Source organism: Diaminobutyricimonas aerilata (genome assembly GCF_002797715.1).
GTDB lineage: Bacteria > Actinomycetota > Actinomycetes > Actinomycetales > Microbacteriaceae > Diaminobutyricimonas > Diaminobutyricimonas aerilata.
In genome coordinates this window covers 1,904,082-1,926,655 of record NZ_PGFF01000001.1, presented here as the reverse complement: position 1 = coordinate 1,926,655, position 22,574 = coordinate 1,904,082, and the positions used below count along the sequence as shown (strand labels likewise).

Sequence of the window (22,574 nt, the reverse complement as noted above, 5' to 3'; positions counted from 1 at the left end):
CGCATCCGCACCGACCCGATCCCGAGGACCCCATGCCCCGCAGACGCCCGCTTCTCGCCTTCGCCGCCCTCGCCGTCACCGGCGCGATCGCCCTCACCGGGTGCGTCGCCGGCGAGGGGTCGTCGATCGCCGCCGATCCCGAGCCCGCGGCCCAGGAGGGCTGGAGCGCGGACACGCTCGACATCGACTTCGCGACCTACAACCCGCTGAGCCTGATCATCAAGGACCAGGGTTGGCTCGAAGAGGCGACCGACGGCGAGGTCACGGTCAACTGGCTGCAGTCCGCCGGGTCGAACAAAGCGAACGAGGCGCTGCGCGCCGGCGCGATCGACGTCGGCTCGACGGCCGGCTCCGCCGCCCTCCTTGCGCGCTCCAACGGCTCGCCGATCAAGACGATCGACATCTACACCCAGCCGAACTGGTCGGCGATCCTCGTGCCCGCCGGGTCGCCGATCACCTCGGTCGAGGAGCTTCGCGGCAAGAGCATCGCCGCGACGAAGGGCACCGACCCCTACTTCTTCCTCCTGCAGACCCTCGAGGAGGCGGGCCTCACCCTCGCCGACGTGAACGTGCAGAACCTGCAGCACGCCGACGGCAAGGCGGCCCTCGAGTCCGGTGCCGTGGACGCGTGGTCGGGCCTCGACCCGCTGCTGTCGACGAGCGTCGCGACCGCCGGGTCGAAGATCATCTACGACAACGTCGACTTCAACACCTACGGGTTCCTCAACGCCACCGAGGACTTCCTCGAGGCCTCGCCCGACCTCGCCCAGCTCGTCGTCGACGCCTACGAGAAGGCCCGCGCGTGGGCGCTCGAGAACCCAGAGGAGACCGCGGCGATCCTCGCCGAGGTCGCGGGCATCGACCCGGCGATCGCGGAGGCGACGATCGAGCGCACCGTGATCGACATCGACAACGTGCCGGGTGACGCCCAGCGCGACGTGCTCGAGGTCGTCGGCCCGATCTTCGTCGAGTCCGGCGACGTCGCCGACCAGAAGTCGATCGACACCGCGCTCGACAGCCTCTTCGACGACAGCTTCGCGACCGAGGCGGATCCGGACTCCCTTGGCTGAGTCGGCCGGCGAGGGCTCGGCGCCCGTCGAGGTCGCCGAGCGCCCCGCCTCCCTCCACCAGTACGTGTCGACCTACGGCTACTCGGCCGCGGGCACGGCCACCCCGGTGCGCCGCAGGGGGGAGGGGCGTGGCGCGTGGGCGCTGCTCGGCTTCGTCGTGCCGGTGCTGCTGCTCGCCCTCTGGACGTGGTTGAGCACGAGCGGCGCCGTGCCGTCGCACCGGTTGCCCTCGCCGCTCGGCGTCTGGAACGCGGGCATCGAGCTCGCGTTCGGCGAGCGCCCGCTGCTCGGCGGTTACATCGCCATCTCGACGCAACGCGTGCTCATCGGCTTCGCGGTCGGCTCCGTCATCGGACTCCTCCTCGGCGCCCTCGTGGGACTCTCGAAATGGGGCGGCGCGCTGCTGGCCCCGACGATCGGCGGATTCCGGGCGGTTCCGTCGCTCGCCTGGGTGCCGCTGCTCATCCTCTACCTCGGCATCAACGAGGATTCGAAGGTCACCCTCATCGCGATCGGCGCACTGTTCCCCGTGTACACGACCGTCGCCGGGGCGCTGCGCCACGTCGACCCGCACCTCGTCGAGGTCGGACGCGCGTACGGCCTCGGACGTCTGAGCCTGCTCACCCGGGTGCAACTGCCCGCCGTGGTGCCGAGCATCGTGTCGGGGCTGCGGCTCGCCCTCGCCCAGTCGTGGCTGTTCCTCGTCGCCGCGGAACTCATCGCCTCCTCGACGGGTCTGGGCTTCCTGCTCGTCGACTCGCAGAACAACGGCCGGATCGACCGCCTGTTCCTCACGATCGTGCTGCTCGCGGTGCTCGGCAAGACGACGGATGCGCTCATCGGCCTGCTCGAACGGGTGCTGCTGCGCCGGTTCGGCTAGGCGCGCTCAGGCGAGACCGGCCTCGCGGGCGACGACCGCCGCCTGCATCCGGCTCGCGACGCCGAGCTTGCCGAGCGTGCGCGACACGTGCGTCTTCGCGGTCGTCGTCGACACGACCAGTTCGGCGGCGATCTCCGCGTTCGAGTACCCCTGACCGAGCAACCCCAGCACCTCCCGCTCGCGTGCGGTGAGGGTGTTCAGAAGCGGATGCGACCGCACCGGCTGCGGTGTCGATCCGACGAAGGCTTCGAGCATCCGGCGGGTGACCTCCGGCGCGAGCACCCCGTCACCGGCGGCGACGCGCGACACCGCATCCCGCAGGGCGACCGCGCTCGTGGACTTGAGCACGAACCCGACCGCTCCGGCACGGACCGCGCCGAACACGTACTCGTCGATGTCGAAGCTCGTCAGCACGAGCACGTCGCCCAGCCCCTCGTCGGTGATCGTGCGCGTCGCCTCGATGCCGTCGGTGCCCGGCATCCGGATGTCCATGAGCACGACGTCCGGGCGCAGCCGCCGGGCCAGTCGCACCGCGTCCGCCCCGTCGACCGCCTCTCCGACGACCTCGAACCCGCCGTCTTCGAGGATGAGCCGGATGCCCGTGCGTACCGCCGCGTGATCGTCGGCGAGCAGCACGCGCGTCATGCCCGCACCGCCACCGGCAGCTCCGCGCGCACGGCCCAACCGGAACCCTCGGGACCGGCGGTGAAGCGTCCGCCCAGGGCCTCCGCGCGCTCCCGCATCGTCACGAGTCCCAGCCCGGCGCCGCCCGCGTCGGTCGCCCGACCCGGACCCGATTCGATCGCGAGTTCGAGGTGCCCGTCCCGGTGCGCGACGATGAGTCGCACGCGCGCACCCGCGGCGTGCTTCGCGACGTTCACGAGCGCCTCCCGCAGGATGCGCGTCGCCGCCTGATCGACCGCTGCCGGCAACTCGGGGAGTTCCGTCGCCTCGACCTCGACGCGCAGTCCCGAGGTGGACGCCTCGCCGACGATCTCGTGGAGCCGGTCGAGCCGGCTCGGGGCGACGGCCGGCTCGGCACCGGCGCGCAGCAGCAGGATCATCGAGCGCATCTCCTCGAGGCTGCTCACGCTCGACTCGCGCACCGCGGCGAGCGCATCACGATCCCGCGCCTCGTCCGGTTCCCGGGCGAGCGCCGCCTCCGACCGCAGGGCCGCCGCCGACAGGTGACCGGCGATGACGTCGTGCAGATCGCGGGCCATCCGCTCCCGCTCGGCGCGCACCGCATCCTGCTCGCGCAGCTCGGCCATCCGCGCCGCGTCGTCGGCGCGTGCCGCGTGGAGCTCGGCGAGCTCGTGGGCCTGCCGCACGGCCGTCGCCCACCAGAACGGGGTGCCGAGCAACGCGAACACGAGCAGCGCGGCGAACAGGGTCGTGCGCGCGTCGTGGGTCGTCGCGCCGACGACGGCGAGCACGGTGAGACCGAGCAGCACGAGGGCGAGGAGCAGCCGCATCCGCCCGGCCCGGTCGAGGCTCGCCGTCGCGGCGTAGATGAGGTCGTTCAACACGAGCAGCATGCCGACCGTGCCGAACGCGATGAAGTCGACGACGAACACGGCGCCGCCGAGGGTGAGCGCGAGCAGCGGGATGCGGTTCTTGGCCGCGAGCAGTGCGCAGCCGGGGACGACCGTGAGCAGCCCCCACCACGGGTTGTCGCCGAGCGGCCGCCACGCGGCGCCGTACAGCCCGGTGACGTCGAGGGCGAGCAGCACGACCGAGATCGCGAGCACCGCGGCTGCGGAGACCGGGCCCGGATGTCGCCGTGCGAACGCGCGTGCGCGCGGGAGAACGGAGGGGCCCATGCCACCATCCCAGCACGTCGGGGCGAGGCGTGGGTCGTCCGAAGGAAGTATCGCGGGTGTGCTCCTTCGGCGGACGCGCTCGGCTGCGGCGCCGCGAATGCTGGAGCAGTGACTCTCGAACTCCTCGCGACCCTCGGCGCTCTGGCGCTCGTCGACAGCCTGAGCATCGGCACCCTGCTCATCCCGGTGTTCTTCCTCATCGCCCCGCGCCTCCGGTCCGGCCGGATGCTCGTCTACCTCGCCGCGATCTCCGGGTTCTACTTCGTCGTCGGCATCGCGCTCACGCTCGGAGCGACGACGGTGCTGACGACCTTCGGCGACTGGCTCGACACCCCGACCGCCTACGGCATCCAGTTCGCGCTCGGCGCCGCTCTGCTCATCACCGGAATCGCGATGCCGACGAAGAAGAAGGACCGGCCCGACGACGGCTCACCCCGCAACGGACGCCTCGCCCGCTGGCGCGATCACGCGATGACTGGGAGGCGGCCGACGGCGGTCATCTCGATCGCCATCGCGGCGGGCCTCATGGAGCTCGCCACGATGGTGCCGTATCTGGCCGCGGTCGGCCAGCTCTCGTCCGCCCCGCTCGACACCGGTTCGCGACTGCTGCTGCTCGCGGCCTACTGCGTCGTGATGGTGCTGCCGGCCCTCGTGCTGCTCGTGCTGCGGCTGGTCGCCCGTCGCGTCGTCGAGCCCCTGCTGCAGCGCCTCGCCGCGTGGCTCGAGCGCACGGGGGCGGAGACGACCGCGTGGATCCTCGCCATCGTCGGCTTCCTGCTGCTGCGCGACGCCGCGGGCCACCTCGAGATCTTCGAGTGGCTCGGCACCCTCGACACCCTCGACGACCGCTGACCGTCGGAAACTCAGGAGTTCTGCTGCGGCCGTCCGTTCGCGTGATGTCGGAAACTCAGGAGCCTTCGGGGCCGGCGTCGTCGCGCATCCGGCTCGCTGACGGTCGGAAATTCAGGAGTCGTGCTCGGCGGCGCGCGGTGGTCCCGCGGAAGATCAAGGGACGACACCGGGCGGGCGCTGACAAGTCCTGAGTTTCCGACACTCCGGATGGGTGCAGCGGGTGCGTCGGCTGCGGCTGCGTTCCTGAGTTTCCGACGGGCTCGGCGCGAGTGCCCTGGAGAGCCGTGCGTCAATACTCCTGAGTTTCCGACGTGACCGGGCACAGCGACAACGACGACGGGGCGGGACCGTTTGGTCCCGCCCCGTCGTGCATGCAGTACGCGGTGTGGCGCGGTCAGGCGGTGCGGCGACGGCGTACGAGCAGGAGCGCCAGTCCGCCCACGAGGGCGAGGGCTCCGAGGAGGACGGCGCCCGCGGTCTCGGCGCCCGTGGCGGCGAGTTCGCCGGCGGGACCGCCCGTGTTCGGGTCGATCGGGGGCACGGTGCCCGGATCGGTGGCGGCCGCCGTGATCGAGTAGAGCGTCGTCGTGCCCGACACCTCGTTGCCGACGGCCAGCATGGGCGCCCCGGTGGGGGAGTCCGCCGCCGTGATGAAGGTGAGGCCCTCCGGTCCGAGGTCGCCCGCCTCCGGAGACTCGAGGTCGGCCTCGAAGTCGCGGTTGTTCACGTAGGTCACGAACGACGCCTCGGTCGGCGAGGTGATGTCGTAGACCATGACGCCGCCGATGCGCTCGAGTCCGATGAACGCGTAGGTGCGTCCGCCGACCTCGCCGAGCGTGATCCCCTCCGGCTCGGGACCCTTGCTGTCGCTGCGGCTGTCGAACTCGGTCTCGGCGTGGTCGGAGTTGAAGAACTCCGGCAGCAGCTCGGCGGTGATCCGCTCGAAGTCGCTGCCGCTGTCGAACACCTGGGTGCCGTCGGCGCTCCAGATGCTGAACGAGCGCCCGCCGAGCGTGTACAGCTCCGAGTAGCAGTCCTGGTCGGCGTCGTAACCGTTCGCGATCGACACGTTGAGGCGGCCGATCGCGGCGTCCGTCTGCAGGGCCGGGTCGAGGTTCGAGCACAGTGTGAGGTCCTCGACGCGCTCCTCCTCGAGGTATTCGTTCGGCGCGTTCTCGCCCCACTCGCGGGCGTCGCCCTCGTTCGCCGTGACCAGGTAGGTGGACCCGCCCGCCGAGTACGAGGCGATGGCGTCGGGGCTGTAGATGCCGAGCACCGGCCAGGAGGCGAGGTTGATGAGTCCGGTGGGGTCACCCTTCTCATCGAGCGGGCCGTCCTCGTCGCTGCCGTCGAAGACGTCGGCGGACCAGTCCTTGAATCCGAGCGGACGCACCTCGAGCAGTTCGGCCGCGTCGAGGTCGATCTCGGCGATCGCGTTCGCCTCCTGCAGCGTCACGTAGGCACGGCTGCTCGAGGAGTCGACGGTGATGTACTCCGGCTCGAGCGAGTCGGCGATCGGCGTGGCCGAGCCGGGCACACCGCCGTAGACGCGCACGCCCTCCGGAAGCGGCGCGCTCGTCGGCGGGTCGAAGCGCAGGAAGTCGACCGTCTGCACCGCCTCCTGCGCCGGCGCGGAGACCGTGGACGGCACGGAGACGATGCTCACCGTGCCTTGCGGGTCGATCGTGTTGGTGAGCTTGTCAGGCTCAGCTTCGTTGGCGACGACCACGCGCGTGCCGTCGGGGGTGAACGTGAGCATGTCGGGCAGCGCTCCGACCTCGACCGACCCGAGCGGAGCGCCGTTGCCCGCCGCGTCGAAGAACACCACACGACCCGGATCCGTCTTCACGGCGGCCTCCACCGCGACGGCGGCGAGCCCGTCCGCGCGGACCGCGACGGAGTTGGCGACGCCGACGAACTCGGATGCGATGTCGTAAGAGAACAGCGACACCGGCGCCGTGGGGTCGGAGACGTCGAGCACCTCGACGCTTCCCGCGACGGCGTTCACGACGAGCAGACGCTGCCCGGCGGCGTAGTACGCGACGATCTCGGCCGCGCCCTCCTCGAACACCCCGCTCTCGTAGGTGCCGATCGGGGCGAGCGTGAGCGCCGCGTCGTCAGCCGACACCGTGGGCGGCGAGGGGACGAGGGCGGCGGATGCGGGCTGCGCGGCGAGCAGCGCGAGGGGCGCGGCCGCCACGAGGGCGAGAGCGGGCAGGACGGGGCGACGGCGCACGGGAATTCCTCGACTCGGGTGACGGATGCCCGGACGCTAGGGCCGGCCCGTGTCCGCCGGGTGTCCACGAGGTGAACGGATGGCCGCGGCGCGCGCGGCGCGGGCCTAGAACCAGATGCTCGTGAACGGCACCACCGGAGAGCGGAACACCGCGTCCGTCGCGACTGCGGCGCCGGGGGTCGCCTCCTGCACGCGGCCCACGCGGAGGAGCGTCTCCGCGGTCACGCCGCCGAGCAGCAGCGATCCGAGCGAGGCGATCGGCACGTCGAGCGTCGGCACGCCCGTGGGCGGCTCCGCGACGCGCGACGCCGAGGCGGCACCTCGATCGTCCGTCTCGAGCAGCACCGTGCCGTCGGCGAAGCCGAGCGCGTCGGCGACGCGCAGCGCCACCCGGCCAGCGGCCGCGTAGGTGCGCGCCTCGAGAGACGCCACCGGATCGAGCACACGCAACCACAGGTGGTCGCGCTCGTCGGTCTTGCGCACGCCGCGCACGTCGTCGACGTACCAGGGCAGCGGATCGGCGGGGGAGCGGAGGTCGGCGGTCGCCTTGACGACGAGGTCCTGCTCGAGCAGGAACCGCCACAAGGCGGCTTCGGCGTCCCGTGTCGCTGAGAGCAGGTGGTCGACCACGACGGTGCCGCGGAACCCGTCCATGTCGGCGAGGTGGAACACCGCGAACCCCTGCGGTGTGCCCGACGCGTCGTCGTAGCGGGCGACGCGGATGCGGCGGGACTGCTCCGAGTCGGGCTCGATGAGTCCGGCCCGGCGGCGCCACCACATGGGCCAGCGTTCGACCTCGCCGGGCACGTCGAGACGTTGACGCTCGGCGACGGCGGGTCCGTTCTCGACGAAGTCGTCACGGTTCACGTAATGCACGCGGCCCTCGGGTACCGGTCCGGTCCAGCGGACACGCTTCGTGTCGACCTCGTACGGGGACTGCCGGTTCGCCGGGCCGAACCCGTACCGGCCGTAGATCGTCGCCTCGCTCACGGTGAGCATGGCGAGGGGGATGCCGAGTTCTCGGGCGGTGCGCAGCTCGCCCTCGAGCATGTTGCGGGCGATACCGCGCCGGCGGTGGGTCGCCGAGACGGTGACCGACGAGATCGCCCACGCCGTCACGTCGCGACGGCCGGGCACGGTGAGCTGCATCGGCCACGACGACACCGTCGCGACCGGAGCACCGCGGTCGACGATCGTGTCGTCGAAGATGCCGACCGTGCGGCGGAAGGCGAGTCCCTCGAGTTCCTGCGCGAGCACCTCCGCGGCCGGTTCGGCGTCGTGGAAGCCACGGGCGTCCGCCCGGAACCACCCGGTGTACGCGTCGCGATCGGACGACGCGACCACCTCGTAGCGCAGGCCGAAGGCGGCCAGGCGCTCCCGGGAGGTCGGATCGGCGGGCAGGTGGAGGTGTGCATCGCTCACTCGCGCCACCCTACCGAGCGGGGCGGGCAGCGGGTGTATCGTGAAGCGACCGACATCCTTTAAGGCCGTCCCGTGAGGCGGGGAAGGAGGTCAGGATGCCGCCACGCGTCGTGCTGCAGCACTCTGACATCACCCGGGCTCTGACCCGGATCGCGCACGAGATCCTCGAATCCAATCGGGGACCGGAGTCGCTCGTCCTGCTGGGCATCCCGACCCGCGGCGTCATCCTCGCCGATCGGCTCGCCGCCCTCGTCGAACGCTTCACCGGGACGGCCGTGCCGTCCGGTGCCCTCGATGTGACGATGTACCGCGACGATCTCGGCCGCAACCCCACGCGCGCCCCGTCGCCGACCCGCATCCCCGACGGCGGCATCGACGGGCGCACGGTCGTTCTCGTCGACGACGTGCTCTACTCGGGCCGGACCATCCGCGCCGCCCTCGACGCCCTCGCGGACCACGGACGCCCGCGGATCGTGCGCCTCGCCGCGCTCATCGATCGCGGCCACCGGGAACTGCCCATCCGCCCCGACTTCGTGGGCAAGAACCTGCCGTCGGCGGTCACCGAACGCATCAACGTGCGCCTGACCGAGGTCGACGGCGCCGAGGAGGTGACGATCGAAGGATGAGGCACCTGCTCAGCAGCCGGGATCTCGACCTCGACACGGCGGTCCGTGTGCTCGACGTCGCTGAGGACATGGCCGAGGTGGCGACCCGCGAGGTGAAGAAGCTGCCGACCCTGCGTGGCCGCACGGTCGTCAACCTGTTCTTCGAGGACTCCACCCGCACCCGCATCTCGTTCGAGGCGGCGGCGAAGCGGCTCTCGGCCGACGTCATCAACTTCAGCGCCAAGGGCTCGAGCGTCTCGAAGGGCGAGTCCCTGAAAGACACGGCGCAGACCCTCGAGGCGATGGGCGCCGACGCCGTCGTCATCCGCCACTCCGCATCCGGCGCTCCCCGCGTGCTCGCCGACGCCGGCTGGATCGACGCCGCCGTCGTCAACGCGGGCGACGGCACGCACGAGCACCCGACCCAGGCGCTGCTCGACGCCTTCACGATCCGCAAGCGCCTGCACGGCGCCGCGTCACGCGGCCGCGACCTCGACGGCGTGCGCGTCGTCATCGTGGGCGACATCCTGCACTCCCGCGTCGCCCGCTCCAACGCATGGCTGCTGACCACCCTCGGCGCCGAGGTGACCTTCGTCGCCCCGCCGACGCTCCTGCCCTACGGCGTGCGCGGCTGGCCGGTGCGGGTGCAGCACGACCTCGACGCCGCGATCGCCGAGGTGCCGGACGCGATCATGATGCTGCGCATCCAGGCCGAGCGGATGCGCGCCGCCTACTTCCCGAACGCGCGCGAGTACTCGCGCCTCTGGGGTCTCGACGATGCGCGCCTGGCCCGCCTCGGCGCCGATACGATGGTGCTGCATCCCGGTCCGATGAACAGGGGACTGGAGATCAGTGCCGCCGCGGCCGATTCGCCGAGGTCGACGGTCCGGGAACAGGTCGCGAACGGGGTGTCGATACGGATGGCTGTGCTCTACCTCGTGCTCGCGGGAACGGAGACGGCATGAGCATCCTCATCCGCGAGGCGACCCTGCCCGACGGAACCACCACCGACCTGCTGATCGACGGCGGTGTGATCGCCGAACGCGGGTCGGGACTCTCCGCGCACGACGCCGAGGTCGTCGACGCCGCCGGCCTGCGTGCCCTGCCGGGACTCGTCGATCTGCATACCCATCTGCGGGAACCGGGGTTCGAGCAGAGCGAGACGGTGCTGACCGGCTCGCGGGCCGCAGCGGCCGGCGGGTTCACCGCCGTGTTCGCCATGGCGAACACGAGCCCCGTCGCCGACACCGCCGGCGTCGTCGAGCAGGTGCAGTCGCTCGGCGACCGTCACGGCTACGTCACCGTGCGCCCGATCGGTGCGGTCACCGAGGGGCTCGCGGGGGAGCGGCTCGCCGAGATCGGGGCGATGGCGCACTCCCGCGCCGGCGTGCGCGTGTTCAGCGACGACGGCATGTGCGTGCACGACCCGCTGCTCATGCGCCGCGCGCTCGAGTACGTGTCGACCTTCGACGGCGTCGTCGCGCAGCACGCGCAGGAGCCGCGGTTGACGATCGGCGCGCAGATGAACGAGAGCGAGCTCTCCGGCGAACTCGGCCTGGCCGGGTGGCCCGCCGTCGCCGAGGAGGCGATCATCGCCCGCGACGTGCTGCTCGCCCAGCACGTCGGCGCGCGACTGCACATCTGCCACGTCTCCACCGCCGGCTCCGTGGACGTCGTCCGCTGGGCAAAGGCGCGGGGCATCGCGGTCACCGCCGAGGTCACGCCGCACCACCTGCTGCTCACCGAACAGCTCGTGCGCTCCTACGACGCGCGCTTCAAGGTCAACCCGCCGCTTCGCCGCGACGAGGACGTGCACGCCCTCCGCGCCGCCCTCGCCGACGGCACGATCGACATCGTCGCGACGGACCACGCCCCGCACCCCGCCGAGGCGAAGGAGTGCGCGTGGGACGAGGCCGCCAACGGCATGGTCGGCCTCGAGACCGCGCTCTCGGTCGTGCAGGAGGCCGTCGTCGAGACGGGACAGCTCGGCTGGGCGGACGTCGCGCGCGTGCTCTCGCGCACGCCGGCCGAGATCGGCCGCCTCGCGGGCTACGACGCGCCGTTCGAGATCGGCTCTCCCGCGCACCTCACGCTCCTCGACCCGGCCGTGCGCCGCGCGATCGACACGGACGATCTGCACGGCCTGAGCCGCAACTCCCCCTACCTCGGGCGATCGCTGCCCGGCCGCGTCGTGACGACGGTGCACGGCGGTGTCGTCACCGTGCGCGACGGCGCCCTCGTCGAGCCCGAGGAGGTCGCGCGTGGATAAGACGACCGCGGCCCTCATCGTGCTCGGCATCCTCGTCGTGGCGCTCGGGCTCATGTACCTCGGCTGGCGCGCGCGACGACGGCGACAGGCGGGACTCCCGCACCCCGACGCGGTGCCGCGCGACCTCGGAAGCGAGTTCTACGCCGGCGACGGCATGCACGTGGCCACCACGACCGCCGGCGACAAGCTCGACCGCATCGCGGTCTCGGGTGTCGGCTACCGGGCGCGTGCCGGAGTGCTCGTCGCCGAACGCGGCGTGATGCTCGCGATCGCGGGCGAACGGGATGCGTTCGTGCCGGTCGACACCATCCGCGGCGCCCGCCGCGACACCTGGACGATCGACCGGGCCGTCGAGACCGACGGCCTCGTCGTGATCACCTGGACCCTCGGCGGCACCGCCGTCGACACCTACCTCCGCGTCGATGATCCGGACGCCCTCCTGGCCGCGGTGCACCGCATCACGGCCGACGGATCAGGAAGTGAGACACCATGACGACCGAATCCGCCGTCCTCGTCCTCGAGGACGGCACCCGCTACACCGGACGCGCCTACGGCGCCCGCGGCCGCACCCTCGGCGAGGCCGTCTTCGCAACGGGCATGAGCGGCTACCAGGAGACCCTCTCCGACCCGAGCTACGCCGGGCAGATCGTCGTGATGACCGCGCCGCACATCGGCAACACGGGGATGAACGACGAGGACCTCGAGTCCCGCCGCCTGTGGGTCGCCGGCTATGTCGTGCGCGACCCCTCCCGCGTCGTGTCGAACTTCCGCGCCCAGCGCAGCCTCGACGACGACCTCGTCGCCAACGGCATCGTCGGCATCAGCGGCATCGACACGCGCGCCCTCACCCGCCGCATCCGCGACGCCGGTGCCATGCGGGCGGGCATCTTCTCGGGCGAGGAGGCGGCTCTCGACGCCGACGAGCAGCTCGAGATCGTGCGCTCCGCGGCCGACATGCGCGGCCTCAACCTCTCGGCGGAGGTGTCGACCCTCGAGGGATACGTCGTGCCGGCCGTCGGGGAGAAGATCGGCAACCTCGCCGTGCTCGACCTCGGCGTCAAGAGCTCCACCCTGCGCTACCTCGCCGAGCGCGGCTTCGAGGTGCACGTGCTGCCGCAGAGCGCCACGATCGACGACGTGCGGGCCATCGATCCGGTCGCCGCGTTCTACTCGAACGGTCCCGGCGACCCCGGCGCCTCCGACGCCCACGTCGAACTGCTGCAGGGCATCCTGCGCGACGAGCTGCCGTTCTTCGGCATCTGCTTCGGCAACCAGCTCTTCGGGCGCGCCCTCGGCTTCGGCACCTACAAGCTGCCCTTCGGGCATCGCGGCATCAACCAGCCGGTGCTCGACAAGGCCACCGGTCGCGTCGAGATCACGAGCCAGAACCACGGCTTCGCCGTCGAGGCGCCGATCGACGACGTCATCGAGTCGCCCGCCGGCTTCGGCCGGGTCGAGGTGAGCCACTTCAGCCTCAACGACCAGGTCGTCGAGGGACTGCGTGCCCTCGACATCCCCGCCTTCAGCGTGCAGTACCACCCCGAGGCCGCCTCGGGGCCGCACGACAGCAACTACCTGTTCGACCGCTTCCGCGACCTCGTCCTCGAGCGCCGACGGCAGCGCGACGAGCAGCCCACCACCCCCGCCGAGAACCCCGAGGAGAACGCCTGATGCCCAAGCGCGACGACATCCAGAGCGTCCTGGTCATCGGTTCCGGACCGATCGTCATCGGCCAGGCGGCCGAGTTCGACTACTCCGGCACCCAGGCGTGCCGCGTGCTGCGGGCGGAGGGCGTGCGGGTCATCCTCGTCAACTCCAACCCGGCGACGATCATGACCGACCCCGACTTCGCCGACGCGACGTACATCGAGCCGATCACCCCCGAGGTCATCGAGAAGATCATCGAGAAGGAGCGCCCGGATGCGGTGCTGCCCACCCTCGGTGGTCAGACGGCGCTCAACGCGGCCATGCAGCTGCACGAGCGCGGCATCCTCGAGCGTCACGGCGTCGAGCTGATCGGCGCGAAGTTCGAGGCGATCCAGCGCGGCGAAGACCGTCAGCAGTTCAAGGAGCTCGTGCTCGAGGCGGGCGCGGATGTCGCGCGCAGCCACATCGCGCACACCGTCGAGGAGGCGCTCGAGTTCGCCGAGGACCTCGGCTACCCGCTCGTCGTGCGGCCGAGCTTCACGATGGGCGGCCTCGGCTCCGGTTTCGCGTACACGCCCGAGGACCTGCGCCGCATCGCCGGCGACGGCATCCAGCAGAGCCCGACCTCCGAAGTGCTGCTCGAGGAGTCGATCCTCGGCTGGAAGGAGTACGAGCTCGAGCTCATGCGCGACACGGCCGACAACACGGTCGTGGTCTGCTCGATCGAGAACGTCGACCCGGTCGGCGTGCACACAGGCGACTCGATCACCGTCGCGCCGGCGCTCACCCTCACCGACCGCGAGTACCAGAAGCTCCGCGACATCGGCATCGACATCATCCGCCGGGTGGGCGTCGACACCGGTGGCTGCAACATCCAATTCGCCGTCGACCCGACGAACGGGCGCATCATCGTCATCGAGATGAACCCGCGGGTGTCGCGCTCGAGCGCCCTCGCGTCGAAGGCGACCGGCTTCCCGATCGCGAAGATCGCCGCGAAGCTCGCGATCGGCTACCGGCTCGACGAGATCCCGAACGACATCACCAAGGTGACCCCTGCGTCGTTCGAGCCGACCCTCGACTACGTCGTGGTGAAGGTGCCGCGCTTCGCGTTCGAGAAGTTCCCCGCCGCGGACACCACGCTCACGACGACCATGAAGTCGGTCGGCGAGGCCATGGCGATCGGCCGCAACTACACGACCGCCCTGCAGAAGGCGCTGCGGTCGCTCGAGAAGCGCGGATCCTCGTTCCACTGGCGGGGTCGCGTCGGCGACAAGGACGAACTGCTCGCTCTCGCCGCCGTGCCCACCGACGGCCGCATCGTCACCGTGCAGCAGGCGCTGCGCGCCGGGGCCACCGTGCAGGAGGCCCACGAGGCGACCGGCATCGACCCGTGGTTCCTCGACCAGATCGTGCTCATCAACGAGGTGGCCGCCCGCATCGGCGAGTCGCCCGCGCTCGACCAGGAGACCCTCGAGCTCGCGAAGGACCACGGGTTCAGCGACGCGCAGATCGGCGAGATCCTCGGGCTGCCGGAGTCGGCGGTGCGCATGATCCGCTACGAGATGGGCGTGCGGCCGGTGTTCAAGACGGTCGACACCTGCGCCGGGGAGTTCCCCGCCCTGACCCCGTACCACTACTCCAGCTACGACGTCGAGACCGAGGTGGCGCCGAGCGATCGTCGCAAGGTCGTCATCCTCGGATCGGGTCCGAACCGCATCGGCCAGGGCATCGAGTTCGACTACAGCTGCGTGCACGCCTCGTTCGCCCTGCGCGACGCCGGGTTCGAGACGATCATGATCAACTGCAACCCGGAGACGGTGTCCACCGACTACGACACGAGCGACCGGCTCTACTTCGAGCCGCTCACCCTCGAGGACGTGCTCGAGGTCCTCCACGCCGAGTCCCAGTCCGGCGAGCTCGTCGGCGTCATCGTGCAGCTCGGCGGGCAGACCGCCCTGGGCCTCGCGTCCGGACTCGAGGCGGCGGGCGTCCCGGTGCTCGGAACCTCGCCGAGCGCCATCGACCTCGCCGAGGAGCGCGGGCTCTTCTCGAGCATCCTCATGGAGGCCGGTCTCGTCGCGCCGCGCAACGGCACGGCGACGGGTGCGCCGTCGGCCGTGAAGGTCGCGGATGCGATCGGATACCCGGTGCTCGTGCGGCCGAGCTTCGTGCTCGGCGGCCGCGGCATGGAGATCGTCTACGACGGAGACTCGCTGCTGGACTACTTCGACCGCGTCAAGGACCAGGCGATCATCGGCCCGGACCAGCCGCTGCTGGTCGACCGCTTCCTCGACGACGCGATCGAGATCGACGTCGACGCGCTCTACGACGGCACCGAGCTCTACGTCGGCGGCGTCATGGAGCACATCGAGGAGGCGGGCGTGCACTCGGGTGACTCCGCCTGCACGCTCCCGCCGGTCACGCTCGGCCGCGACGTCATCGACCAGGTGCGCGACGCCACCGAGGCGATCGCCCGCGGCATCGGCGTGCGCGGACTCATCAACGTGCAGTTCGCGATCGGCGCCGGCGTGCTCTACGTGCTCGAGGCGAACCCGCGCGCATCCCGCACGGTGCCGTTCGTGTCCAAGGCGCTCGGCATCCCGCTCGCGAAGGCGGCGTCGCTGCTCATGGTCGGCCGCGACATCCGCGGGCTCGTCGAGGACGGGCTCCTGCCCGCCCAGGACGGCTCCCGCGTCCCGGCCGACGCGCCCGTCGCGGTCAAGGAGGCCGTGCTGCCGTTCAAGCGGTTCCGCACCAAGGAGGGCCAGGTCGTCGACTCGGTGCTCGGCCCCGAGATGCGCTCGACCGGCGAGGTCATGGGCATCGACCGGAACTTCCCGCGCGCGTTCGCGAAGAGCCAGGAGGCCGCGTACGGCGGGCTCCCGCAGAGCGGCACGGTGTTCGTCTCCGTCGCCGACCGCGACAAGCGGGCGATCGTGCTGCCCGTGCTGCGCCTGCAGCAGCTCGGGTTCGAGATCCTCGCGACCGAGGGCACCGCCGAGGTGCTCGCCCGTAACGGCATCGAGGCGGGCGTCGTGCGCAAGTACTTCCAGGGCCAGCAGGTCGACGCCGAGGACCCCTCGATCGTCGAGCTCATCAACGACGGGCGGGTCGACGTCGTGATCAACACCCCCAGCGGGCGCAGCGCGCGCGCCGACGGGTTCGAGATCCGCACCGCCACGGTCGCCGCCGACAAGCCGCTGTTCACGACGATCGCCCAGCTGAGCGCCGCCGTCGCCTCGTTCGACGCGGTGCGCGAAGGCTTCGACGTGCGGAGCCTGCAGGACTACGCGGCGGATCGCCAGGCGCGCGCGTGACGGCACCCTTCGGATCCCGACTGAGGGCGGCCGTGGATGCGGCCGGCCCGGTCTGCGTCGGCATCGACCCGCATCCGTACCTTCTCGAGTCCTGGGGCCTTCCGGACGACGCGGTCGGGTTGCGCGAATTCGGTGTGCGCGTCGTCGAGGCGGCCGCCGGTCGCGCCGGCGTCGTGAAACCCCAGGTGGCGTTCTTCGAACGGCACGGATCAGCGGGCTACGCGGCGCTGGAGCACGTGCTCGATCGGGCGCGGACCGCCGGGCTGCTCGTGATCGCCGACGCCAAGCGCGGCGACATCGGCACGACCGGCGAGGCGTACGGGCAGGCCTGGCTCACCCCGGGTTCCCCGCTCGAGTCCGACGCGCTCACGGTGAATCCGTACCTCGGGCTCGGGTCGCTCGACCCGATGCGGCGGCTCGCGGCCCAGCACGGGAAGGGTCTCTTCGTGCTCGCCGCCACCTCGAACCCCGAGGCCTTCGACACGCAGACCTCCGTGCGGGCCGCCGACGGCGAGACCGTCGCGGCTGCGATCGTGGCCGGGCTCGCGACGGATGCGGAACTCGGCTCCGAGGGGGTCGTCATCGGCGCGACCGTGCGACTCGCCGACTACGGCATCGACACCGACGACCTCGCCCGCCTGCCGGTGCTCGCCCCCGGATTCGGCGCTCAGGGTGCGCGCATCCGGGACCTGCCCGACCTGTTCGGCAGCGCCGCGCGGAATGTGCTGGTGGCGTCATCGCGCGGTCTGCTCGACGATGGACCGGATGGTGTCGCGCCGGCGATCGACGCGGCGCGCGAGGAGGTGCTGTCGTGTCTGGCCTGACCCCGCCCGAGGTGGATCGTGTCGCCGCGTCGCGAGCGGCCGTCGCCGCCCGTCGCGCGCGCGCCGAACTCAAGCGCCGGATCGCGCAGCGCGAGACCACCGCGCTCGCGATCGCCGAGTCCGCGTGGTCGGGGGAGTCGCCCGCGGCGGCCACCCTCCGGGTACGTGAACTGCTCACGAGCGTGCCGACCCTCGGCCCCACCCGCACCGATCGCGTCATGGAGCGGCTCGGCATCGCGCAGAGCAAGCGGGTCGGCGGTCTCGGACAGCGCCAGCGCTCCCGGCTGCGGGCGTTCCTCGTCGAGCGGGAGAACCGGGGCCGTCCCGCATCGCGCCTCGTCGTGCTCGCCGGCCCCACGGCGGTCGGCAAGGGCACCGTCTCGCAGTACATCCGCGAGAACTACCCCGACGTGCTGCTGAGCGTGTCGGCGACGACCCGGGCCCCGCGTCCGGGCGAGATCGACGGGGTGCACTACTACTTCCTCAGCGACGACGAGTTCGACCGCCGCATCGAGGCGGGGGAGTTCCTCGAGTGGGCGGTCGTGCACAACTCGCACCGCTACGGCACCCTGCGCGCCCCGATCGACGCGGCCCTCGCCGAAGGACGCAGCGTGCTGCTCGAGATCGACCTGCAGGGCGCGCGTTCCGTGCGCCGGGCGATGCCCGAGGCGCTCCTGGTGTTCCTGCTGCCCCCGACGTGGGAGGAGCTGGTGCGTCGGCTCATCGGCCGCGGCACCGAATCGCCGGCCGAACAGGCCCGTCGACTCGAGACCGCGAAGGTCGAGCTGGCGGCCCAGAACGAGTTCGATGTGCGCGTCGTCAACACCGATGTAGGGGATGCGGCGGCCGAGGTCGTAGAATTGTTGGCAGTGCCCAGCGCCAAGCGCTGAAATCCGCACGCCGAATTCACACGAGGGAGCCCCCCATGGCCGAGAAGCAGTCCGGCATCATCGACCCGCCCATCGACGAGCTGCTCGCGAAGGTCGAGTCGAAGTACGCGCTCGTCATCTTCGCGTCGAAGCGCGCCCGCCAGATCAACGACTACTACGCCGACCTGCACGAGGGCTCGCTCTTCGACAACGTCGGACCCCTCGTCGACTCGACGATCGACGACAAGCCGCTCTCGGTCGCGCTGCACGAGATCAACGAGAACAAGCTCGAGCTCAAGCCGGCCGCCGAGTAGTCCGCGGCCCCCGCCGACATGAGCGCTCCGCAACCGCTGAACGTCGTCGTCGGCATGAGCGGCGGCATCGCCGCCTACAAGGCCGTCGGTGTCGCACGTTCGCTCGTGCTCGAGGGGCATGACGTGCACGTCGTGCCCACCGAGTCGGCCCTGCGCTTCATCGGCAAGCCGACGCTCGAGGCGATCAGCCGCAACCCGGTCACGACCGACCTCTTCGACGGGGTCGCCGAGGTGCGGCATGTCGCGCTCGGCCAGCGCGCCGACGTCATCGTGATCGCCCCGGCGACCGCATCGACGCTCGCGCGTCTCGCGCACGGGCTCTCCGACGACCTGCTCGGCACGACCGTGCTCGCGAGCAGGGCACCGCTCGTCGTCGCGCCGGCGATGCACACCGAGATGTGGCAGAACCCGGCCACGGTCGAGAACGTCCGTCTGCTGCGCGAACGCGGCGTCGTCATCGTCGGACCGAACAGCGGGCAGCTCACCGGCGCCGACGCGGGACCGGGCCGGATGGCCGAACCCGAGGAGATCGTCGCCGCCGTGCACGCCGCGGTCGGTCCGCGCGACCTCGTCGGGCGCCGAGTGCTCGTGAGCGCCGGCGGCACCCGCGAGCCGCTCGACCCGGTGCGCTACATCGGCAACCGCTCGAGCGGTCGCCAGGGCGTCGAGATCGCCCGCGCCGCCGCCGCACGCGGCGCCGACGTCGTGCTCGTCGCCGCGAACCTCGAGGTCGCCGCGCCGAACGGCGGTCGCGTCGTTCACGTCAGCTCGGCCGACGAGCTGCAGCGCACCATGCTCGCCGAGGCGGCGGACGCCGACGTCATCGTCATGGCCGCGGCGGTCGCCGACTACCGGCCCGACGCCGTCGCCGAACGCAAGATCAAGAAGGACGAGCAGGGCGACGAGCTCGTGCTGCGCCTCGTGCGCAACCCCGACATCCTGCGCTCGCTCGTCGTCGCGCGTCGCGACGGCCAGGTCGTGATCGGGTTCGCCGCCGAGACCGAAGGCGACCGGGAACGGCTGCTCGAACTCGGTCGCGCGAAGCTCGCGCGCAAGGGCAGCGACTTCCTCGTCCTCAACACCGTGGGCTGGAATCAGGGTTTCGGCACCGAGCGCAACACCGTCGTGGTGCTCGATCGGGCCGGGGATATAGTGGCCGAGGCCGACGGCTCCAAGGCGTCGGTGGCCACCCGTATCCTCGACATCCTCCGCTGAAGTCCTCCGCTCCATCCTGCGAAACGGTCCTGCATGTCCTCCTCTCCGCTGCGCCTGTTCACCTCCGAATCGGTCACCGAGGGGCATCCCGACAAGATCTGCGACCAGATCTCCGACAGCATCCTCGACGCGCTCCTGACGGTCGACCCGCACGCCCGCGTCGCCGTCGAGACCCTCGTCACGACCGGTCTCGTGCACGTCGCGGGTGAGGTGACGACCTCCGGATACGTCGAGATCCCGTCGATCGTCCGCGACCGCATCGCCCACATCGGGTACCTGTCCTCCGACGCCGGGTTCGACGGTCGGTCCTGCGGCGTCTCGGTCTCGATCGGCGGCCAGTCGCCCGACATCGCCCAGGGCGTCGACGCGGCCTACGAGGCGCGGGAGCTCTCGAGCGACGACGCGATCGACCGGCAGGGCGCCGGCGACCAGGGCATCATGTTCGGTTTCGCGACGCGCGAGACGCCGCAGCTCATGCCGCTCGCCCCGTGGCTCGCCCACCGGCTCGCCGAACGCCTCACCGAGGTGCGCAAGACCGGGATGCTCGACTACCTGCGCCCCGACGGCAAGACCCAGGTCACCATCGGCTACGAGGGCGACGTGCCCCGCACGGTCGAGACGGTCGTGCTCTCGACGCAGCACGCCCCGCACGTGTCCACCGAGCAGTTGCGGGCCGAGGTCATGGATCTCGTCATCCGGCCGACGCTCGAGCGGGTCGACCTCGACGCGAGCGCGCCGAAGGTGCTCATCAACCCCACCGGTCGGTTCGAGATCGGCGGCCCGCAGGGCGACGCGGGTCTCACCGGACGCAAGATCATCGTCGACACCTACGGCGGTGCCGCGCGCCACGGCGGCGGCGCGTTCAGCGGCAAGGACCCGTCGAAGGTCGACCGCTCCGCCGCCTACGCGATGCGCTGGGTGGCGAAGAACGCGGTCGCGGCGGGCCTCGCCGACAAGCTCGAGGTGCAGGTCGCCTACGCGATCGGGGCCGCCTCGCCGGTCGGTCTCTACGTCGAGACCTTCGGCACCGCCCACGTCGACGAGAGCCGGCTGGTCGACGCGATCCGCGAGGTCTTCGACCTGCGGCCGGCCGCGATCATCCGCGACCTCGACCTGCTGCGACCCATCTACTCCGCGACGGCCGCGTACGGCCACTTCGGCCGCGAGCTGCCCGACTTCACCTGGGAGCGGCTCGACCGCGTCGACGCGCTGCGCTCCGCCGCCGGGCTGTGACCGTGGCGTCGGCATCCATCGCCCGGGTGCTGATCGACTCGCCGCTGCCTCAGCTCGACCGCCTCTTCGACTACCGCATCCCGCCGGAGCTCGCCGCCGACGCGCAGCCCGGCGTGCGGGTGCGGGTGCCGCTGCGATCGGCGGGACGCGTCGCCGACGGTTGGATCGTCGAGCTCACCGACAGCGTCGACTACACGGGTGAGCTGAGTCTCCTCGAGTCCGTGGTGTCGCCCGTGCCGGTGCTCACCCCCGAGGTGTGGACGCTCGCACGCAAGGTCGCCGATCGTGCGGCGGGCTCGGCGAGCGACGTCGTGCGTCTCGCCGTCCCGCGGCGGTACGTGCGCGTCGAGAAGGCGTGGCTCGCCGCCCCGCCCGCCCCGGCGCCCCCCGTCAGCCCGGTCGATCCGGCCGGGTATCGCGCCGAGCTCGTCGAGGCGATCGAGTCGGGCGGGCGGGTCGCCCTCGACGCCGTGCCGCGCCTCGCCCGCGTCTCCACGGGGTGGGTGGGGCGCTGGGCGACCACGTTCGCCGCCCTCGCGACCCACGCGCTCGCCCGCGGCACGAGCGCGATCCTCGCCGTGCCCGACCACCGTGACCAGAACCAGGTGCTCGGCGCGCTCGCGGAGGTGCTGCCCCCCGAGCGCATCGTGCATCTCGACGCGCGACAGCCCGACGCCGAGCGCTACGGCAAGTTCCTGCGCTGCCTCGGCGACGAGCCGCTCGTGATCGTCGGCAACCGGTCCGTCGTCTACGCCCCGGCCCGCCGGCTCGGGCTCATCGCCCTGTGGGACGACGGCGACCCGCTGTTCGCCGAGCAGCTCGCCCCCTACGTGCACGCCCGCGATGCCGCGCTGCTGCGCCAGGAGCAGCAGGGTGCCGCGCTCGTGCTCGCCGGTCACACGCGCAGCTCCGAGGCCGAACGCCTCGTGCAGCTCGGCTGGCTGACGAGCGTCTCGCCGGAGCGCATCGAGAGTCCGCGCGTTGTGCTCACCGCACTGCAGGCCCCGGACGACCGCCTCGCCGCGCAAGCGCGCATCCCCTCCTCGGCCTGGCGGTCCGCCCGCGAAGGCCTCGACAGCGGTCCGGTGCTCGTGCAGGTCGCCCGTCCCGGCTACGCCACCCATCTCGTGTGCGCCGATTGCGGGGAACAGGCGCGCTGCCGTCGCTGCGACGGTCCGCTCACGACGAAGAGCGCCACCGCGACCCCGTCGTGCGCGTGGTGCGGCGCCCTCGCGGCGGCATGGCGCTGCCCGCACTGCGAGGGCGCGAAGTTCCGCCGGGTCGGCGCCGGCAGCGTGCGGACCGCGGAGGACCTCGGGCGCGCGTTCCCCGGCGCGAAGGTGCTCGTCGCCGACGGCGAGCACCAGCGGCTGACGGTGCCGGACAAGCCGGCGCTCGTGATCGCCACGCGGGGTGCCGAGCCGATCGCCGACGGCGGCTACCGGGCGGTGCTGCTGCTCGACGGCGAGCGCATGGTCGCCCGCGAGAGCCTGCGGGTAGGGGAGGACTGCCTGCGCTGGTGGTCGGATGCCGCCGCCCTCGCCGCTCCCGGTGCGCCCGTCGTACTCGTCGGCGTCGCCGGCGCCCTCGCGAGCGCGCTCGCCACCTGGCGGCAGGCGGACTACGCGCGGCAGGAGCTCGCCGACCGTCGACGGCTGCGCTTCCCGCCCGCGATCCGCACCGCGACGGTCACCGGGCAGGTCGACGCCGTGTCGAAGGCGCTCGAACCGGTGCGCGACTCGGTGATCGACGTGCTCGGCCCGGTCGACGTGGAGGGCGGCGTCCGGGCGATCGTGCGCTTCGACTACGCGCACGGCCCCGCCGTCGCATCCGCCCTGCGTGCCGAGGTCATCCGCGCCGCGACCGCCCGGCGCGCCGCGCTCGCCCGCCGCGCGGCGGGAGCCGCTCCCGCCCTCCGCGTGCGCTTCGACGACCCCGAGCCTTTCGACTGACGACCGTCCCGCCGGTCGACCCGCACCGGGTCTGGGAGAATCGGAG

19 protein-coding genes are annotated in these 22,574 nt (G+C 71.8%); 15 read left to right on the top strand and 4 right to left on the bottom strand.

The window, feature by feature from the left end:
- Positions 1 to 32 precede the first annotated feature (32 nt).
- Together CLV46_RS09260 and CLV46_RS09255 are read left to right on the top strand one after the other, a co-directional pair.
- Entirely contained in the window at positions 33 to 1,070 is a 1,038-nt protein-coding gene (locus CLV46_RS09260) for an aliphatic sulfonate ABC transporter substrate-binding protein (RefSeq protein ID WP_100364504.1), read from the top strand.
- 106 nt (positions 1,071 to 1,176) lie between these two features.
- Positions 1,177 to 1,950: an ABC transporter permease gene (locus CLV46_RS09255; RefSeq protein ID WP_245867048.1), complete on the top strand. Its 774-nt coding sequence runs from the start codon at positions 1,177 to 1,179 to the stop codon at positions 1,948 to 1,950.
- Between the two features lie 6 nt (positions 1,951 to 1,956).
- On the opposite strand, the gene CLV46_RS09250 is transcribed toward CLV46_RS09255, so the two are convergent.
- Together CLV46_RS09250 and CLV46_RS09245 are read right to left on the bottom strand one after the other, a co-directional pair.
- A complete protein-coding gene (locus tag CLV46_RS09250) occupies positions 1,957 to 2,595 on the bottom strand; it encodes a response regulator (protein WP_100364503.1) in 639 nt (212 codons plus the stop codon).
- Positions 2,592 to 3,773, bottom strand: a complete 1,182-nt coding sequence (locus CLV46_RS09245; protein ID WP_100364502.1) for a sensor histidine kinase — start codon at positions 3,771 to 3,773, stop codon at positions 2,592 to 2,594. The genes CLV46_RS09250 and CLV46_RS09245 overlap by 4 nt, the downstream gene beginning before the upstream one ends.
- Positions 3,774 to 3,881: 108 nt before the next feature.
- On the opposite strand from CLV46_RS09245, the gene CLV46_RS09240 reads away from it, so the two are divergent.
- Positions 3,882 to 4,625, top strand: a complete 744-nt coding sequence (locus CLV46_RS09240) for a GAP family protein (protein WP_245866681.1) — start codon at positions 3,882 to 3,884, stop codon at positions 4,623 to 4,625.
- Positions 4,626 to 5,019: 394 nt separating this feature from the next.
- Here CLV46_RS09240 and CLV46_RS09235 read toward each other — a convergent pair whose 3' ends face one another.
- Positions 5,020 to 6,861, bottom strand: coding sequence for a choice-of-anchor I family protein (locus CLV46_RS09235; protein WP_245866678.1), 1,842 nt, complete (start codon positions 6,859 to 6,861; stop codon positions 5,020 to 5,022).
- Positions 6,862 to 6,966: 105 nt separating this feature from the next.
- Positions 6,967 to 8,283 (bottom strand): GNAT family N-acetyltransferase, encoded by a 1,317-nt coding sequence (locus CLV46_RS09230; protein WP_157802280.1) that lies wholly within the window; start codon positions 8,281 to 8,283, stop codon positions 6,967 to 6,969.
- Positions 8,284 to 8,378: 95 nt separating this feature from the next.
- Between CLV46_RS09230 and pyrR the strand changes: the two genes are divergently transcribed.
- Genes pyrR through CLV46_RS09170 form a run of 12 tightly spaced genes read left to right on the top strand, consistent with a single transcriptional unit; the run spans position 8,379 to position 22,528 of the window.
- Complete coding sequence (gene pyrR / locus CLV46_RS09225) at positions 8,379 to 8,909, top strand: bifunctional pyr operon transcriptional regulator/uracil phosphoribosyltransferase PyrR (RefSeq protein ID WP_100364500.1); 531 nt, start codon at positions 8,379 to 8,381, stop codon at positions 8,907 to 8,909.
- Positions 8,906 to 9,853: an aspartate carbamoyltransferase catalytic subunit gene (locus CLV46_RS09220; protein WP_100364499.1), complete on the top strand. Its 948-nt coding sequence runs from the start codon at positions 8,906 to 8,908 to the stop codon at positions 9,851 to 9,853. Before pyrR ends, CLV46_RS09220 begins: the two co-directional genes overlap by 4 nt.
- Positions 9,850 to 11,157, top strand: coding sequence for a dihydroorotase (locus tag CLV46_RS09215; RefSeq protein ID WP_100364498.1), 1,308 nt, complete (start codon positions 9,850 to 9,852; stop codon positions 11,155 to 11,157). Before CLV46_RS09220 ends, CLV46_RS09215 begins: the two co-directional genes overlap by 4 nt.
- Positions 11,150 to 11,650, top strand: a complete 501-nt coding sequence (locus CLV46_RS09210; RefSeq protein WP_100364497.1) for a PH-like domain-containing protein — start codon at positions 11,150 to 11,152, stop codon at positions 11,648 to 11,650. The genes CLV46_RS09215 and CLV46_RS09210 overlap by 8 nt, the downstream gene beginning before the upstream one ends.
- Positions 11,647 to 12,828, top strand: coding sequence for a glutamine-hydrolyzing carbamoyl-phosphate synthase small subunit (gene carA, locus CLV46_RS09205; RefSeq protein WP_100364496.1), 1,182 nt, complete (start codon positions 11,647 to 11,649; stop codon positions 12,826 to 12,828). Before CLV46_RS09210 ends, carA begins: the two co-directional genes overlap by 4 nt.
- The gene (gene carB / locus CLV46_RS09200) at positions 12,828 to 16,121 is read left to right on the top strand and encodes a carbamoyl-phosphate synthase large subunit (protein WP_100364495.1); all 3,294 of its coding nucleotides are present in this window, start codon (positions 12,828 to 12,830) and stop codon (positions 16,119 to 16,121) included. The genes carA and carB overlap by 1 nt, the downstream gene beginning before the upstream one ends.
- On the top strand, positions 16,118 to 16,945 hold the full coding sequence (gene pyrF, locus CLV46_RS09195) for an orotidine-5'-phosphate decarboxylase (RefSeq protein ID WP_100364494.1): 828 nt from the start codon (positions 16,118 to 16,120) through the stop codon (positions 16,943 to 16,945). Before carB ends, pyrF begins: the two co-directional genes overlap by 4 nt.
- Positions 16,933 to 17,835, top strand: coding sequence for a guanylate kinase (gmk, locus tag CLV46_RS09190; protein WP_100364493.1), 903 nt, complete (start codon positions 16,933 to 16,935; stop codon positions 17,833 to 17,835). Before pyrF ends, gmk begins: the two co-directional genes overlap by 13 nt.
- 35 nt (positions 17,836 to 17,870) lie before the next feature.
- A complete protein-coding gene (gene rpoZ, locus CLV46_RS09185) occupies positions 17,871 to 18,128 on the top strand; it encodes a DNA-directed RNA polymerase subunit omega (protein ID WP_100364492.1) in 258 nt (85 codons plus the stop codon).
- 18 nt (positions 18,129 to 18,146) lie between these two features.
- Positions 18,147 to 19,343, top strand: coding sequence for a bifunctional phosphopantothenoylcysteine decarboxylase/phosphopantothenate--cysteine ligase CoaBC (coaBC, locus tag CLV46_RS09180; RefSeq protein ID WP_245866675.1), 1,197 nt, complete (start codon positions 18,147 to 18,149; stop codon positions 19,341 to 19,343).
- Positions 19,344 to 19,376: 33 nt separating this feature from the next.
- Positions 19,377 to 20,576: a methionine adenosyltransferase gene (gene metK / locus CLV46_RS09175; RefSeq protein ID WP_100364491.1), complete on the top strand. Its 1,200-nt coding sequence runs from the start codon at positions 19,377 to 19,379 to the stop codon at positions 20,574 to 20,576.
- Between the two features lie 2 nt (positions 20,577 to 20,578).
- Positions 20,579 to 22,528 carry a primosomal protein N' family DNA-binding protein gene (locus tag CLV46_RS09170; RefSeq protein ID WP_100365981.1) on the top strand — a complete coding sequence of 650 codons (1,950 nt, stop codon included), beginning with the start codon at positions 20,579 to 20,581 and terminating at the stop codon, positions 22,526 to 22,528.
- Positions 22,529 to 22,574: the final 46 nt, after the last annotated feature.

What these genes read in the sequence shown, in the direction of transcription:
- CLV46_RS09260 (WP_100364504.1), top strand. Translation starts at nt 33, where the DNA reads ATGCCCCGCAGACGCCCGCTTCTCGCCTTCGCCGCCCTCGCCGTCACC.
- CLV46_RS09250 (WP_100364503.1), bottom strand. Translation starts at nt 2,595, where the DNA reads ATGACGCGCGTGCTGCTCGCCGACGATCACGCGGCGGTACGCACGGGC.
- CLV46_RS09245 (WP_100364502.1), bottom strand. Translation starts at nt 3,773, where the DNA reads ATGGGCCCCTCCGTTCTCCCGCGCGCACGCGCGTTCGCACGGCGACAT.
- pyrR (WP_100364500.1), top strand. Translation starts at nt 8,379, where the DNA reads ATGCCGCCACGCGTCGTGCTGCAGCACTCTGACATCACCCGGGCTCTG.
- CLV46_RS09220 (WP_100364499.1), top strand. Translation starts at nt 8,906, where the DNA reads ATGAGGCACCTGCTCAGCAGCCGGGATCTCGACCTCGACACGGCGGTC.
- CLV46_RS09215 (WP_100364498.1), top strand. Translation starts at nt 9,850, where the DNA reads ATGAGCATCCTCATCCGCGAGGCGACCCTGCCCGACGGAACCACCACC.
- carA (WP_100364496.1), top strand. Translation starts at nt 11,647, where the DNA reads ATGACGACCGAATCCGCCGTCCTCGTCCTCGAGGACGGCACCCGCTAC.
- carB (WP_100364495.1), top strand. Translation starts at nt 12,828, where the DNA reads ATGCCCAAGCGCGACGACATCCAGAGCGTCCTGGTCATCGGTTCCGGA.
- rpoZ (WP_100364492.1), top strand. Translation starts at nt 17,871, where the DNA reads ATGGCCGAGAAGCAGTCCGGCATCATCGACCCGCCCATCGACGAGCTG.
- coaBC (WP_245866675.1), top strand. Translation starts at nt 18,147, where the DNA reads ATGAGCGCTCCGCAACCGCTGAACGTCGTCGTCGGCATGAGCGGCGGC.
- metK (WP_100364491.1), top strand. Translation starts at nt 19,377, where the DNA reads ATGTCCTCCTCTCCGCTGCGCCTGTTCACCTCCGAATCGGTCACCGAG.